A 14,808-nucleotide genomic window follows, 5' to 3' on the forward strand; every position below is an offset into this window, starting at 1 on the left:
TGCCGTGTTCCGGCTGTTGTTCGTATCGCCGCGGATTCCGCCCAATACCGGCAACGCCATCCGGACGGCCGCGGCCACCGGCGCCGAATTGCATCTGGTTGAGCCGATGGGCTTCGACCTGTCCGAACCCAAGCTGCGCCGCGCCGGACTGGACTACCACGACCTCGCTTCGGTCACGGTGCACCCGACGCTGCAGGACGCGTGGCAGGTGCTGATGCCGGCGCGGGTGTTCGCGTTCACCGCACACGCACCGACGTCGTTCTCCGACGTCGGCTATCAACCCGGCGACGTGTTGATGTTCGGCCCAGAACCCGACGGACTGGACGCCGAGACCCTGGCCGACGGCCACATCACCGGCCGGGTGCGCATCCCGATGCTGACCGGCCGGCGTTCGCTGAACCTGTCGAATGCCGCGGCGATCGCGATCTACGAGGCCTGGCGCCAGCACGGCTACCCCGGGGCGGTGTGACTACCAGGTGTTCCAGTGCGTCAGGGTCTCGGCGGGCAGCCGCTTGGCCGGGCGGAAATCGGTGCCCTTGGTGTAGGCGATCGGGAACAACCCGCCCTGGCTGAACTGGTCGAAGGGGATGCCGAGGACCTCGGCGGCCTTGCGCTCGCCCTCGCCGAGCAGGTGCAGCGTGGTCCAGCAGGACCCCAGCCCGCGGGAGCGCAGCGCCAGGCAGAAGCTCCAGACCGCCGGGAACAGCGAAGCCCAGAAGGAGACGCCGCCCAACGCCGACTTGTCTTCGCGGCCTTCGATACACGGGATCAACAGCACCGGCGCCTCGTGCATGTGCTCGGCGAGGTACATCGCGGAGTCCTTGACCTTGGGCATCCGCTCCCCGCGGGTGTCACCCTCGGGGTATTCACGCATCGGCGAGCTGAGGTAGGCGCGGGCATGCTGCAGGTAGATGTCGCCGATCGCCTTCTTCTTCTCGGCGTCTTCGACGAACACCCACTGCCAGCCCTGCGAATTGGAGCCGGTGGGCGCCTGCAACGCCAGCTCGAGGCAGTCCATCAGGACCTCGCGAGGCACCGGCTTGTCGAAGTCGAGACGCTTACGAACCGAGCGGGTAGTGGTGAGAAGTTCGTCGACGGACAGGTTGAGGGTCATGGTTGGAGGCTATACGCGCCGCGCCGTGCGCCGAACGTGCACTCAGGGCGAGATTTTCGCCGTTTTTCCGCCCTGAGTGCACGCTCGGCGAAGGGTTAGGGTGGCGGCGGGGGCGGGGGCGGCCCGTCGGGCGGAATCGCCCCGCCGCAGCCACCGGGCGGGGGCGGACCGGGGAGAGGTTCGTCACCGCCGACGCAGTCGTAGTAGAACTGCGGGCCGGCGATCCAGGTTTTCATCCACTGATGCCAGAACGAGCCATCGGGGTACTTCTCCCCGTCGCACACCGCCAAATTGCCGTAGCCCCATCGACCACCCGGGCAGAAGCCCTTCGTCATGTCGGGCTGATGCGGGTCGGGCGGATCTGCGCTGGCAGTCGCAGGAGCAAGAACAAGTGCCGCGGCACAACCTAATATCGCAGCCCCATGGCGAGCGAGCTTGAATTTCATTCCGACTCCCTAAGACATTTGAGTCCGGATAGTTTATGACGCAGCGGGCAATGCCCATGTCGAATTGTTCAACACCGAATAGGCGTAGAAAGTGGCGCGGCTATCAGCGAAAGTCGCGGGACTTGGAGCCGACGGCCAGCGTGATGCGGCCCAACCGTTCGGCCACGACGGTGACTGCGCCGCTGGCGTTTTGGACCTGACCGCGGATCAGCAGCGCCGGGGCGGTATTCGCCAGCTTGCGGTGTCGCGCCCACACCCCCGGCGTGCAGAGCACGTTGACCATCCCGGTCTCGTCCTCGAGGTTGATGAACGTCACCCCTTGCGCCGTGGCGGGGCGCTGCCGATGGGTCACCGCGCCGGCGATCAGCACGCGGTCGCCGTCGGGCACGCCGAGCAGCTCCTCGGCGGGCACCACCCCCATCGCGTTCAGATCGGCCCGCAGGAACTGGGTCGGGTAGCTGTCCGGGGAGATACCGGTGGCCCACACGTCGGCGGCGGCCAGCTCCAGCTCGCTCATTCCGGGCAGCGCCGGGATGTGCGACGACGACCCGACTCCGGGTAGCCGGTCGGGCCGCTGGGTGGCCGCGGCCCCGGCCGCCCACAGCGCCTCGCGCCGCGACGTCCCGAAGCAGGCAAAAGCCCCGGCCGTCGCCAGCGCTTCGGTCTGCGGCACCGAGAGCTGCAGCCGGTTCGTCAAGTCCAGCAGAGATATGAACGCGCCGTTGGCTTTTCGCTCCTCGACCAGCTGCTCGGCGAGGTCGTCGCCGATGTGCCGGACCGCGCCCAGCCCGAGGCGGACCTCGGTTCCGGCGTTCTCGAGAGTGGCGTGCGCCAGGCTGGCGTTGACGTCCGGGCCGTGCACCAGCACGCCATGCCGGCGCGCATCGGCCACCAGCGACTGCGGGGAATAGAAACCCATCGGCTGTGCCCGCAGCAGCGCGGCGCAGAACGCCGCCGGGTGGTGCAGCTTGAACCACGACGAGTAGAACACCAGCGACGCGAAGGACAGCGCATGGCTTTCCGGGAAACCGAAATTGGCGAAGGCTTCCAGCTTTTCGTAGGTCCGGTCGATCACCTCGTCGGTGGCGCCGTGCAGTTCGCGCATGCCCTCGTAGAACCGGCCGCGCAGCCGTTGCATGCGCTCGGTCGAGCGCTTGGATCCCATGGCGCGGCGCAGCTGGTCGGCCTCGGCGGCGGTAAACCCCGCGCAGTCGACCGCCAGCTGCATCAGCTGCTCCTGAAACAGCGGCACTCCCAGCGTCTTTCGCAGCGCCGATTCCATGGACGGGTGGTCGTAGACCACCGGGTCGATGCCGTTGCGCCGCCTGATGTACGGGTGCACCGACCCGCCCTGGATGGGCCCGGGGCGGATCAGCGCCACCTCCACCACCAGGTCGTAGAACACCCGGGGCTTGAGCCTGGGCAGGGTGGCCATCTGCGCGCGCGACTCCACCTGGAACACCCCGACGGAATCGGCGCGCTGCAGCATCTCGTACACCGCCGGCTCGGAGAGGTCGAGGCGGGCCAGGTCCACCTCGACGCCCTTGTGCTCGGCCACCAGGTCCTTCGCGTAGTGCAGCGCCGAGAGCATGCCCAGTCCGAGTAGATCGAACTTCACCAAACCGATTGCCGCGCAGTCGTCTTTGTCCCATTGCAGGACGCTGCGGTTCTCCATGCGCGCCCACTCCACCGGGCACACGTCGGCGATCGGGCGGTCACAGATCACCATGCCGCCGGAGTGAATGCCCATGTGCCGCGGCAGGTTCCGGATCTGGGTGGCCAGGTCGATCACCTGCTCGGGAATGCCCTCGATGTCGGGCGAGTCGGCGAGCCCGTTCCAGTGGCCGATCTGCTTGCTCCACGCGTCCTGCTGGCCTTGCGAGTAGCCAAGGGCGCGGGCCATGTCGCGCACCGCAATTCGACCGCGGTAGGTGATGACATTGGCGACCTGGGCGGCGTAGTCGCGGCCGTATTTGTCGTAGACGTACTGGATGACCTTCTCGCGCTGATCCGACTCAATGTCCATGTCGATGTCGGGCGGCCCGTCGCGGGCCGGCGACAAGAAGCGCTCGAACAACAGCTCGTTGGCCACCGGGTCGACCGCGGTGACGCCCAGGGCGTAACAGACCGCGGAGTTGGCCGCCGATCCCCTGCCCTGACACAGGATGTTGTTCTCCCGGCAAAACCGGGCGATATCGTGCACCACCAGGAAATAGCCCGGAAAAGTCAGTTGGGCAATGACTTTCAGCTCGTGCTCGATCTGGGCGTACGCGCGCGGCGCGGCCTCGGGCAGGCCGTAGCGGTCGCGCGCTCCCGCCATCACCAACTGCCGCAACCAGCTGTCCTCGGTGTACCCGGCGGGCACGTCGAACGGCGGCAGCTGCGGCGCGATGAGCGCCAGCCCGAACGCGCATTGCTCGCCGAGTTCGGCGGCGGCGGTCACCGTCTCGGGTCGCTGGGCGAACAGCCGGGCCATCTCCTCGCCGGACCGCAGGTGCGAGCCGCCCAGCGGGGCCAGCCATCCGGCGGCCGACTCCAGCGACTGCCGGGCCCGGATGGCACCCATCGCCATGGCCAGCCTGCCGCGCGACGGATGGGCGAAATGCGCTCCGGTGGTGGCGACGACGCCTACCCCGAAGCGGGGCGCGATCCCGGCCAGCGCGGCGTTGCGTTCGTCGTCGAGGGGCTGACCGTGATGCGTCAACTCGACGCTGACCCGCCCGGCGCCGAAGCGGTCCACCAGATCGGCCAGCGCCCGCGCCGCCGCATCCGGCCCACCGCCGGAAAGCGCCTGGCGGACATGGCCTTTACGGCATCCGGTCAGGATGTGCCAATGCCCGCCCGCGGCTTCGGTCAGCGTATCGATGTCGAAACGCAGCTTGCCTTTCTCACCGCCGGCCAGATGCGCCGCCGCCAGCTGCCGCGACAGCCGCCGGTAGCCCTCCGGGCCGCGGGCCAGCACCAGCAGGTGCGGGCCGGCCGGGTCCGGCTGCTCGGTCCGGGCCTGCGTACCGAGCGACAGCTCGGCGCCGAACACGGTGCGCACGTCGAGTTCGGCGGCGGCTTCGGCGAACCGCGCCGCGCCGTACAGGCCGTTGTGGTCGGTGAGCGCCAGCGCCCGCAGATCCAGCCGGGCCGCCTCCTCGACCAGTTCCTCGGGGGTGCTGGCCCCGTCCAGGAAGCTGTACGCCGAATGCGCGTGCAGCTCGGCATACGCGACAGCCGAGCGAGCCCGCTGCCGGCTCGGCGGCTGGTAGCTGCCGCGCTTGCGCGACGACGGCACATCGTCGGGCTGCTCGGTTGCCGCCGGGCCGCCGGCATGGCGCGGCTTGCCGTCGAGCACCCGCTCCATCTCCGCCCAACTCGGCGGTCCATTAAACCAGCCCACGCATCCAGTGTATCGAACACATGTTCGATTTCGTGCAGAGTTGTTAAAGCGGTTGTTAAACGCGACTTCAACTTCTAAACACAGTCTTAACGGATTGGGATCTACCGCGACGGGGGTGCCGCGGCAGATACTGGTACGGGGCAACTAGGGGCGGGAATTGAATATGGTACAGCTGACAACAGCATTGGATACGCGCTTCCTCGCCGCAGCGGACCCCGATCGGCAGGCGAGCATGGCGACTGGAGCGGTCGCGATCGTCAACGGCGTCGTGCCCAACCTAGGGCGGCTCAAAACTATTCTGGCAGAACGGATTCTGTCGATCCCGCGATGCACCCAGGTGTTGCGGACGCATCCGTTGCGCGGCACCCAGCACTGGGTCGACGATCCGGGTTTCGACCTCACCCATCACCTGCGCCGGGTCGCGGTTCCCCGCCCGGGCGACGAGGCCGACCTGTCGCGGGCGATCGCCCACGCTTTGGAACGTCCCCTGGAATTGGACCGGCCGCTGTGGGAGTGCTGGGTCATCGAGGGGCTCAGGGGCAAATGGGCGATCCTGATGAAGGTCCACCATTACCTCGCCGACGCCACTCCCGCGGCCCACTTGCTCACCCGGCTCTGTGACGACTCCGACAGCGAAATGTTCGCCAATCACGTTGAAACCGCCAATGATTCGGCGCAGGACCGCCAGCCCGGCTGGGCCAACGCGCTCTGGCAAGCCACGACCGTCGCCAGCACCGTCACGAGCACCCTGGCCGAGACGGTCTGGTCGGCGGCACGCATATCGTCGGCCGGCCCCGCGGTCACCATGCGGTGCTACAGCACGGTGCGCGTACCTCTCGCCGCCGTCGACGCGGTGTGCGGCAAGTTCCGGGTAACCACCAACGACGTCGCGCTCGCCGCCATCACCGAGGGCTTCCGGGCCGTGCTGCTGCACCGCGGCGAACAACCGCGCGCCGGTTCGCTGCGCACCCTGGAGAAGGCCGACGACATCTCGGACAAGCTGCGGTATCTCCCGGTCGAGCACGACGATCCGGTGCAGCGACTGCGGATTGTGCACAGCAGCTTGAACCAGCCCAAGCAGCAGAACACCGGCCCCAGCATCAAGGGACTGGCCACCAGCTCCATGCCGTTTACCTTGTGCGCCAAGGCAGTTCGACTGGCACTGAGCCGACTACCACAACCTGGCATCGTGACGCTGGCCACCAACGCCCCCGGCCCACGGCACCGGCTGGAGCTGATGGGCGCAACCGTGGAACGCTTGCTGCCGATCCCGCCGACGGCTTCGCAGCTGTCCAGCGGGGTCGCGGTGCTGAGCTACGGCGACGAACTGATCTTCGGGATCACCGCCGACTACGACGCCGCACCCGAACTCCAGCAGCTCGCCACCGGGATCGAACGGGAGATGGCGCGACTGACGGCGCTCAGCGAGGACTCCGTCCTGCTGTTCACCAAGGATCGCCGCAGGCGCCGGACTCGCGCACTGCCCAATGGCGTACCCGCCGGTCACCCGACCGCGCGAGCGCGCCACTGACCCCACCCGGGCGGCGTTGCTCACCGTGAGAGGGTTGATCAATGCCATCGGTCACCATCGACCCGCGCCGCCACGACGTGGTGCTGTTTGACCCCGGGCTGGACGCACCGCAAGCCTTGATCGTCCAACTGCGCGATGCCGGTGTCGGCACCGGCACCTTCGGCTCGGACGGCGACACCCGGTCGGGGCGCGGTGTCGTCGTTGCGTCGAACGCGGCGGTGGCGACGGCCGCGCGCGATGGCGGCTTCGCGTTGGTCATCGAGGTAGGGGCCCCCGACGCCTGGAATGACATCACCGTACGCACCGGGGACCGGCGCATGTCGCAGCTTCCCGACGCATCGCTCCTCCTCGACGAGGAGATCCGGCGCCCGGCGGTGTTCTTCGATTTCGACGGCACGCTGTCCGACATCGTCGACGACCCGGACTCCGCACGGCTTGTCCCCGGCGCGGGCGACGCGCTGCAGCGGTTGGCCGCGCGCTGCCCGGTCGCGATCCTGTCCGGCCGCGACCTCGCCGACGTGACGGCACGCGTCGGCCTGCCCGGCATCTGGTATGCCGGCAGCCACGGCTTCGAACTGACCGCACCCGACGGCACCCACCACCAGAACGACGCCGCGGCCGCAGCCATACCGGTGCTGGAGCAGGCGGCCGCCCGGCTACGCGAGCGCCTCGGGTCGATCCCGGGTGTCGTGGTGGAGCACAAGCGATTTGGCGTGGCGGTGCACTATCGCAACGCCGCCCGGGATCGCGTCGGGGAGGTGGCGGCCGCGGTGCGGGCGGCGGGCCGGCGCGACGCGCTGCGGGTGACCACCGGCCGCGAAGTCATCGAGCTGCGTCCGGATGTCGACTGGGACAAGGGAAAAACCCTGTACTGGGTGATCGATCACCTGCACGGGCCGGCGGCTCCGACACCGATTTTTTTCGGCGACGACATCACCGACGAGGACGCATTCGACGCGGTACGCGACACCGGCATACCGATCCTGGTGCGGCACAACGACGATGGGGACCGGGCCACCTCAGCGCGGTTCGCACTGGACAGTCCGGCCCGGGTCGCCGAGTTCGTCGACCAGCTGGCCCGCCGCCTCTAACGGTCGCTGCCAGGTGGCGTCGCTCTAGCTGTACTGCCCAGGCAGGTTGGTCAACCGTGTGATGGGCGGGACCTTCCCGATCGCTGAGTGTTGCCGATGGTGATTGTAGGTATGCAGCCAGGGTGCTAATGCGGACCGGCGCTGGGCTTCGCTGTGGTAGTGACGGCTGAATGCCCATTCTGCTGCCATTGTGCGGTGGAAGCGCTCTGCTTTGCCGTTGGTCTGAGGCCGATATGGGCGGGTGTGTTTTGGCTTGACGCCGAGCTCTGAACACGCGTGTCGCCAGGCCTTGGACTTATAACAGCTGCCGTTGTCGGAAATCACTCGTTCAACGACGACTCCCCGCGCGCGGAACCAACTCACTGCTCGGCGTAGGACCGCTATAGCAGTGTCGGCGGTTTCATCGTCGTGGATCTCGGCATAGGCCGCCCGGGAGTGGTCGTCGACGACGGTATGGACAAAGGCGTGGCCGAGCAGCTCATCGCGATTGCGGCTGCGGCGGATGCCAGGCGTCGCCGCGCGATTCTTGCTGCCCTGCGCACGTCCGACGAACCGCCACCCGCCGCCAACAGGAATGTTGCCCAGTTTCTTGACATCGACGTGGATCAGCGAGCCTGGGTGTTCGTGCTCGTAGCGGCGAATCCGCTCACCCGTGCGGATATCGATGTGGGACAACCGGTTCAGTCGACACCGAACCAGCACCGCGTGAACCGTCGAGGCCGGCATCGACAGACGCGACGCGATCGCTAACGGCGAGAGGCGGTGCCGCCACCGCAACGCCACGATCCGCCGGACAACAACCTCTGGAGTGCGGCTGGGACAGTGGTGTGGCCGGCTCGACCGATCGCCCATCCCGACCACACCCATGGCCACATAGCGGCTAGCCCAACGCTTGGCGGTTGGCCAGGACACACGGAAATGTTCGGCTGCCCGGGCAATCGGCCAGCCTTCGTCAACAATGCGGCGCGCGAGCAACAACCGCCCACGAGGGGTCAATACGGCATTAGCGTGGACCACGAAGGTCTCCTGTTCGTTGTGGGTGCAGTGGTAGCAGCTCCACTCCACGACAGGAGACCTTCACCCATCAACGACCGCTACAGCGTGTCGTCACACTTCCTCAACCAACCTGCCTGGGCAGTACAGCTAGCTCGGCACGTATTCGACCGCGCCGTCGTCGAGCACTACCCGCCCCGCCTCGGCGCCCTCGGCACCGGAAGCCTCGGTGCGAAAGACCGCCTTGCCTTCCCCGGTGCGCCAGATCAGCGTCGTCAACGTCTCGCCGGGAAACACCGGCGAGCTGAAGCGCGAGTCGATCGAGGTGATGTTCGCCGCGAGCCCGTTGCCGAGCTCGGCGACCAGCGCGCGGCCCGCCACGCCATAACTGCACAGCCCGTGCAGGATCGGCTTCGGGAAACCGGCCAACTCCCGGGCGAACCACGGATCACTGTGCAGCGGGTTGCGGTCGCCGGAGAGCCGATAGATCAGCGCCTGGTCCTCGCGGGTGGGCAGCGCGACCTTGCTGTCGGGCTCGCGATCGGGGAACTCCGGGGCGACGGGACGCTGACCCGGGTGCCCGCCGAAACCACCCGCACCCCGGATGACGAAGGTAGTCGTCGTTTCGGCGATCAGCTCCTGCGAATCCGGGTCGGTGCCGCGGCCGCGCAGCATCACGACCGCGTTCTTGCCCTCGCCCTTGTCCTGAATGTCGGCGACCTCGGTGACCACCGACAGCTTGCCCGCCGCGGGCAACGGCGCGTGCAGCCGGATGCCTTGCGAGCCGTGTAACAGCATGGCCCAGTTGAACTTTCCGATCTTGCCCGCCGCCCCGAACGCGGGGCAGCAGATCACCGCATAGGTGGGCAGCACCTGCTGAGCGATCTCGTGGCTGTTCTCGGTGGTGAACGACAGGTCGTCGAGCCCGGCGCCCACCCCGAGGGCGTAGAGCAGCGTGTCCCGGTCGGTCCAGTCGAACAACATCGGCTCGGTCACCGCACCGATCGCACTCGGGTCAATCGCCATACGAGTCTCCTCTCGAGCTGCCAGATTCACGCTTTTCTGCACTCAACCATTGCAAACCCTTCCCCCTGGGCCTGTCGGCAGGGCAGGCTATCGACATGGCCACGCGCAGCTTGATCGGAAAGGCCTTCTGGAAAACAGGGGCCGTACTCGCCGCCACGCTCATCGTCGCTGCCTGTGGGGGATCGACGCAGGCACGCGCCATCACGTTGACGTTCATCCGAAACGCACAGACGCAAGCCGACGCCGACGGAATCATCAACACCGATCCGCCCGGCCTCGGCCTCACCGCCGAGGGCAAGGGCCACGCCCAGCAGCTCGCGCATCAGAGCGGCCGCAACGACTTCGACGCCGTCTACGCCTCCGCGATGGCCGACGCACAGCAGACCGCCGGGCCGCTGGCCAGCGAACTCGGCAAGCAGGTCGAAGTCCTGTCTGGCGTGCAGGCACTCAACGCCGGCTGGTACAACGGCAAACCCCAATCGATGGCGGCTGCGACGTATCTGTTGGCGCCGGCGGACTGGATCAACGGTGACGTCGCGGACAGCATCCCGGGATCAGTCAGCGGCAAGCAGTTCAACGACGAGTTCACTGCCGCGGTCAACAAGGTCTACAACAGCGGCCACAGCAAGCCGGTGGTGTTCTCCCAGGGCACGGCGATCATGGCGTGGACGCTGATGAACGCCCGCAACGGCAAGAGCAGCCTGCTGACCAGCCATCCCCTGCCGAACATCGGCCGCGTGGTGATCACCGGCAACCCGACCGACGGGTGGACGCTGGTCGAGTGGGACGGCATCCGCAACTTCAGCTGATCCCCGCTACCATGACTCCATGCGGTATGTCGTTACCGGCGGTACCGGGTTTATTGGTCGCCGCGTCGTAGCTCGCCTGTTGGACACTCGGCCCGACGCCGAGGTGTGGATTCTGGTCCGGCGCCAGTCGCTGGAACGCTTCGAACGCCTCGCCGCCCAGTGGGGTGAACGCGCCAAACCGCTGGTCGGTGAGCTGCCGGAGCTGGCGCTGACCGACGAGACGGTCGCCGAGCTGGGCCGGGTCGACCATCTGGTGCACTGCGCGGCGATCTACGACGTCACGGCCGGTGAAGCCGAACAGCGCGCCACCAACGTCGAGGGCACCCGCGCCGTCATCGGGCTGGCGCGACGCCTGGGCGCGACGTTGCATCACGTGTCGTCGATCGCCGTGGCGGGAGATTTCCCCGGTGAGTACACCGAAGACGACTTCGACGTCGGCCAGCAACTGCCCACCCCATACCACCAGACGAAGTTCGAAGCCGAACTGCTGGTGCGCTCGGAGCCCGGGTTGCGCTACCGCATCTACCGTCCCGCCGTCGTGGTCGGCGACTCCCGCACCGGCGAGATGGACAAGATCGACGGCCCGTACTACTTCTTCGGCGTGCTGGCCAAGCTGGCCATCCTGCCGTCGTTGACCCCGATCCTGCTGCCCGACATCGGGCGCACCAACATCGTCCCGGTCGACTACGTCGTCGAGGCGCTGGTCGCACTGATGCACACCGACGGCACCGATGAGCAGACATTCCACCTGACTTCGCCGAAAACCATTGGGCTGCGCGGTATTTACCGCGGAGTCGCCAAGGCCGCGGGCCTGCCGCCGCTGCGCGGCTCGCTGCCTCGTTCGGTGGCCGCACCGGTGCTGAAGGCCAGCGGACGCGCCAAACGGGTGCGCAACATGGCGGCCACCCAGCTCGGGATTCCGGCCGAGGTGCTGGATCTGGTCGACCTGATCCCGACTTTCGTCAGCGATACGACGCAAAACACCTTGCACGGCAGCGGAATTGAGGTCCCCTCGTTCGCCAGTTACGCACCCAAGCTGTGGCAGTACTGGGCCGAGCACCTCGATCCCGATCGCGCCCGCCGCGATGCACCGCACGGCCCGCTGCAGGGCCGGCACGTGATCATCACCGGCGCATCCAGCGGCATCGGACGGGCGTCGGCGATCGCGGTCGCCGAGCGGGGCGCCACGGTGTTCGCGCTGGCCCGCAACGGCTCCGCACTCGACGAGCTGGTCGCCGAGATCCGCGCGAACGGCGGTCAGGCCCATGCCTTTACCTGCGATGTCACCGACTCGGTATCGGTGGAGCACACCATCAAAGACATCCTGGGCCGGTTCGGTCATGTCGACTATCTGGTGAACAACGCGGGCCGGTCGATTCGCCGTTCGGTGGTCAACTCCACCGACCGGCTGCACGACTACGAGCGGGTGATGGCAGTCAACTACTTCGGCGCGGTCCGAATGGTGCTGGCGCTGCTCCCGCATTGGCGGGAGCGCCGATTCGGTCACGTGGTCAACGTCTCCAGCGCGGGTGTGCTGGCCCGCAATCCGAAGTACAGCTCGTATCTGCCGACCAAGGCCGCGCTGGACGCGTTCTCCGACGTGGTCGCCTCCGAGACGTTGTCCGACCACATCACGTTCACCAATATCCATATGCCGCTGGTGAAGACGCCGATGATCGCGCCGTCGCAGCGGCTCAACCCGGTGCCGCCGATCAGCCCCGGGCGGGCGGCGGCGATGGTGGTGCGCGGACTGGTCGAGAAACCGGCCCGCATCGACACTCCGCTGGGCACCCTGGCCGAGGCCGGCAACTACCTGTTGCCCAGGACTTCACGGCGAATTCTGCACCAGGTCTATCTGGGTTACCCGGATTCCGCTGCCGCGCTGGGTGTTTCGTCGGCTACCGGTGGACACGCACCGGCCCGCCGTCGGCCCAAACGCCCGGTGCGTGCCGTCGGCCGCATCGGGGTCCCCCGACCGGTCCGTAAGGCGATCCGCCTGGTGCCCGGGGTTCATTGGTGACGCAATCCTCGCCGGTGTTCGCCGATGTCGACACCGGCGTCGACGATGCGCTGGCCTTGATCTACCTGTTGGCCAGCCCTGACGCCGATCTGGTCGGCATCGCCTCGACCGGGGGAAACGTTGGCGTGCAACAGGTGTGTGCCAACAACCTGGGCCTGCTCGAGCTGTGCCAGGCCACCAGTGTCCCGGTGTCGAAGGGCGCCGACGAGACGCTGACCGGCCCGCTGCGAACGCCCTCGAAAGTCCACGGCCCGCGGGGCCTGGGCTATGCCGACGTGCCGGCGAGCGAGGCGGCGCTGACCGACTACGACTCGGCGACGGCCTGGGTGCGCGCGGCACGGGCGTTTCCCGGCGAGCTGATCGGCGTGGCCACCGGCCCGCTGACCAATCTGGCGCTCGCGCTGCGCGCCGAGCCCGCACTGCCAACCCTGTTGCGCCGACTGGTGATTATGGGCGGCTCCTACGACCACATCGGCAACACCACCGCCGTGGCGGAATGGAACATCAGCGTGGACCCGGAGGCTGCCGCCGAGGTTTTCGCGGCCTGGTCCGACGAAGGCCTTGGGCCGCAGCGGCTTCCGATCCTGTGCGGCTTGGATCTGACCCGAAACGTCGCGATCACACCGGAAGTCCTGGCGAGACTGGCAGCTAGCGCGGGGTCGACGTCGACGATCATGAGCGTGGACGACAAGCGGGGCACCCTGTCGACCGCATCCAATCCGGTGATCCGGGTGATCGAAGACGCGATGCGGTTCTACCTCGAGGGCTATTACGACAACGGACATGGATATCTGGCGCATCTGCACGACCCCTTGGCCGCGGCGGTCGCGCTGGACCCCGAACTCATCGCGACCCGTTCCGGGCGGGTGGACGTCGAGCTCGACGGCACCCTGACGCGCGGTATGACAGTGACCGACTGGCGTCGAGAACCCAACGCACGCATCGGTGTTGGCGTCGACCCGGCGGCATTCTTCGAACGGTTCATCGAACGCGTGGGGCCGTTCGCGCGCCGGCTCGCCCCGTAAAGGGGCCCGGGCCCGCACCCTCACGTTGACAGAACCGGCCAGCAACGTGGAATAGTTGGGTGTCTGCGCGGGGTTGCGTTAGTCAACACCGGGAGGACCTTCGCGATGACAGAGCTGGTTACGGGGAAGGCGCTACCGAATGTAGTGGTCACCGGCATTGCCATGACGACCGCATTGGCGACGGACGCCGAGAGCACCTGGAAGTTGTTGCTGGACAGTCAAAGCGGCATCCGCACGCTTGAGGACTCGTTTATCGAGCACTATGACCTGCCGGTACGCATCGGCGGGCACCTGCTGGAGGATTTCGACCACGGGTTGACGCGCGCCGAGCGGCACCGGATGGGCTGGCTGCCGAAGATGACCACCATTTTGGGCCGCCGGGTGTGGGAGAACGCCGGCTCGCCTGAGATCGACCCCAACCGATTGCTGGTGTCCGTGGGCACCGGCCTGGGCTCGGCCGAGCAAATCGTCTTCAGCTACGACGACATGCGGGCCCGCGGTATCCAGGCGGTTTCGCCGTTGGCGGTAGCGAAGTACATGCCCAACGCCCCTGCCGCGGCGATCGGGCTGGAACGACACGCCCGGGCCGGGGTGCTCACCCCGATTTCGGCGTGCGCATCCGGCTCCGAAGGCATCGCACAGGCGTGGCGCAATATCGTCCTCGGCGAGGCCGATATCGCCATCTGCGGCGGTGTCGAGGTCAAGATCGAAGCGGTCGCGATCGCGGCGTTCGGCCAGATGCGCATCGTGTTGTCGACGAAGAACGACGACCCGGCCGGGGCGTGCCGCCCGTTCGACCGGGACCGCACCGGCATCGTGTTCGGCGAGGCCGGCGCGCTGATGGTCATCGAGACCGAGGAGCACGCCAAGGCCCGGGGCGCCGACATCCTGGCCCGGATCATGGGCGCCAGCATCACCTCCGACGGCTTTCACATGGTGGCGCCGGACCCCAACGGCGCACGCGCCGGACATGCGATGAGCAGGGCGATTCAGCTGGCGGGGCTGACACCGGCCGACATCGACCACGTCAATGCCCACGCCACCGGCACCTTGGTCGGCGACCTGGCCGAAGGCAAGGCCATCAACAACGCGCTGGGCAACAACAAACCGGCCGTGTATGCGCCCAAGGCCGCGTTAGGTCACTCGGTGGGGGCGGTCGGCGCGGTGGAGTCGATCCTGACCGTGCTGGCGCTGCGGGATCGGGTGATCCCGCCGACCCTGAACCTGGAGAATCTGGATCCAGAGATCGACTTGGACGTGGTGTCGGGCAAGCCGCGGCCCGGCGATTACCGGTACGCGCTCAACAACTCGTTCGGATTCGGCGGCCACAACGTCGCCATTGCTTTCGGCCGGTATTGACACCTC

The 14,808-nt window shown here is 67.5% G+C and carries 12 protein-coding genes; 7 read left to right on the forward strand and 5 right to left on the reverse strand.

Going from position 1 to position 14,808, the window contains the following annotated elements:
* The first annotated feature begins 4 nt into the window (after positions 1 to 4).
* On the forward strand, positions 5 to 469 hold the full coding sequence (locus G6N55_RS11450; protein WP_085219915.1) for a tRNA (cytidine(34)-2'-O)-methyltransferase: 465 nt from the start codon (positions 5 to 7) through the stop codon (positions 467 to 469).
* On the opposite strand, the gene G6N55_RS11455 is transcribed toward G6N55_RS11450, so the two are convergent.
* From G6N55_RS11455 to G6N55_RS11465, 3 genes are all read right to left on the reverse strand, one after another.
* Positions 470 to 1,114, reverse strand: coding sequence for a nitroreductase family protein (locus G6N55_RS11455; protein ID WP_085219914.1), 645 nt, complete (start codon positions 1,112 to 1,114; stop codon positions 470 to 472).
* Positions 1,115 to 1,209: 95 nt separating this feature from the next.
* Positions 1,210 to 1,560, reverse strand: coding sequence for a hypothetical protein (locus tag G6N55_RS11460; protein ID WP_085219913.1), 351 nt, complete (start codon positions 1,558 to 1,560; stop codon positions 1,210 to 1,212).
* Between the two features lie 103 nt (positions 1,561 to 1,663).
* Entirely contained in the window at positions 1,664 to 4,948 is a 3,285-nt protein-coding gene (locus G6N55_RS11465; RefSeq protein WP_085219912.1) for an error-prone DNA polymerase, read from the reverse strand.
* Positions 4,949 to 5,111: 163 nt separating this feature from the next.
* Between G6N55_RS11465 and G6N55_RS11470 the strand changes: the two genes are divergently transcribed.
* Positions 5,112 to 6,479, forward strand: coding sequence for a wax ester/triacylglycerol synthase family O-acyltransferase (locus tag G6N55_RS11470; protein ID WP_085219911.1), 1,368 nt, complete (start codon positions 5,112 to 5,114; stop codon positions 6,477 to 6,479).
* 41 nt (positions 6,480 to 6,520) lie between these two features.
* Positions 6,521 to 7,570, forward strand: a complete 1,050-nt coding sequence (gene otsB / locus G6N55_RS11475) for a trehalose-phosphatase (protein ID WP_085219910.1) — start codon at positions 6,521 to 6,523, stop codon at positions 7,568 to 7,570.
* A gap of 24 nt (positions 7,571 to 7,594) precedes the next feature.
* Here the strand turns inward: otsB and G6N55_RS11480 are convergent, their stop codons facing one another.
* Positions 7,595 to 8,587, reverse strand: a complete 993-nt coding sequence (locus G6N55_RS11480; RefSeq protein ID WP_163667700.1) for an IS481 family transposase — start codon at positions 8,585 to 8,587, stop codon at positions 7,595 to 7,597.
* Between the two features lie 126 nt (positions 8,588 to 8,713).
* Positions 8,714 to 9,589, reverse strand: coding sequence for a MaoC family dehydratase (locus tag G6N55_RS11485; protein WP_085219682.1), 876 nt, complete (start codon positions 9,587 to 9,589; stop codon positions 8,714 to 8,716).
* A 95-nt stretch (positions 9,590 to 9,684) separates the two neighbouring features.
* Between G6N55_RS11485 and G6N55_RS11490 the strand changes: the two genes are divergently transcribed.
* From G6N55_RS11490 to kasB, 4 genes are all read left to right on the forward strand, one after another.
* Positions 9,685 to 10,398 carry a histidine phosphatase family protein gene (locus tag G6N55_RS11490; RefSeq protein ID WP_085219680.1) on the forward strand — a complete coding sequence of 238 codons (714 nt, stop codon included), beginning with the start codon at positions 9,685 to 9,687 and terminating at the stop codon, positions 10,396 to 10,398.
* A gap of 19 nt (positions 10,399 to 10,417) precedes the next feature.
* Positions 10,418 to 12,418, forward strand: coding sequence for an SDR family oxidoreductase (locus G6N55_RS11495; RefSeq protein ID WP_085219678.1), 2,001 nt, complete (start codon positions 10,418 to 10,420; stop codon positions 12,416 to 12,418).
* Positions 12,415 to 13,443 carry a nucleoside hydrolase gene (locus G6N55_RS11500; protein ID WP_085219676.1) on the forward strand — a complete coding sequence of 343 codons (1,029 nt, stop codon included), beginning with the start codon at positions 12,415 to 12,417 and terminating at the stop codon, positions 13,441 to 13,443. The genes G6N55_RS11495 and G6N55_RS11500 overlap by 4 nt, the downstream gene beginning before the upstream one ends.
* Before the next feature lie 105 nt (positions 13,444 to 13,548).
* Complete coding sequence (kasB, locus tag G6N55_RS11505; protein ID WP_085219674.1) at positions 13,549 to 14,802, forward strand: 3-oxoacyl-ACP synthase KasB; 1,254 nt, start codon at positions 13,549 to 13,551, stop codon at positions 14,800 to 14,802.
* Positions 14,803 to 14,808 lie beyond the last annotated feature (6 nt).

Origin of the sequence: Mycobacterium florentinum (assembly GCF_010730355.1) — a bacterium.
Taxonomy (GTDB): Bacteria; Actinomycetota; Actinomycetes; order Mycobacteriales; family Mycobacteriaceae; genus Mycobacterium; species Mycobacterium florentinum.

Excerpts from the sequence above, each read along its gene's own strand:
- G6N55_RS11455 (WP_085219914.1), bottom strand. The coding sequence starts at position 1,114 with ATGACCCTCAACCTGTCCGTCGACGAACTTCTCACCACTACCCGCTCG.
- G6N55_RS11460 (WP_085219913.1), bottom strand. The coding sequence starts at position 1,560 with ATGAAATTCAAGCTCGCTCGCCATGGGGCTGCGATATTAGGTTGTGCC.
- G6N55_RS11470 (WP_085219911.1), top strand. The coding sequence starts at position 5,112 with ATGGTACAGCTGACAACAGCATTGGATACGCGCTTCCTCGCCGCAGCG.
- otsB (WP_085219910.1), top strand. The coding sequence starts at position 6,521 with ATGCCATCGGTCACCATCGACCCGCGCCGCCACGACGTGGTGCTGTTT.
- G6N55_RS11485 (WP_085219682.1), bottom strand. The coding sequence starts at position 9,589 with ATGGCGATTGACCCGAGTGCGATCGGTGCGGTGACCGAGCCGATGTTG.
- G6N55_RS11490 (WP_085219680.1), top strand. The coding sequence starts at position 9,685 with ATGGCCACGCGCAGCTTGATCGGAAAGGCCTTCTGGAAAACAGGGGCC.
- G6N55_RS11495 (WP_085219678.1), top strand. The coding sequence starts at position 10,418 with ATGCGGTATGTCGTTACCGGCGGTACCGGGTTTATTGGTCGCCGCGTC.
- kasB (WP_085219674.1), top strand. The coding sequence starts at position 13,549 with ATGACAGAGCTGGTTACGGGGAAGGCGCTACCGAATGTAGTGGTCACC.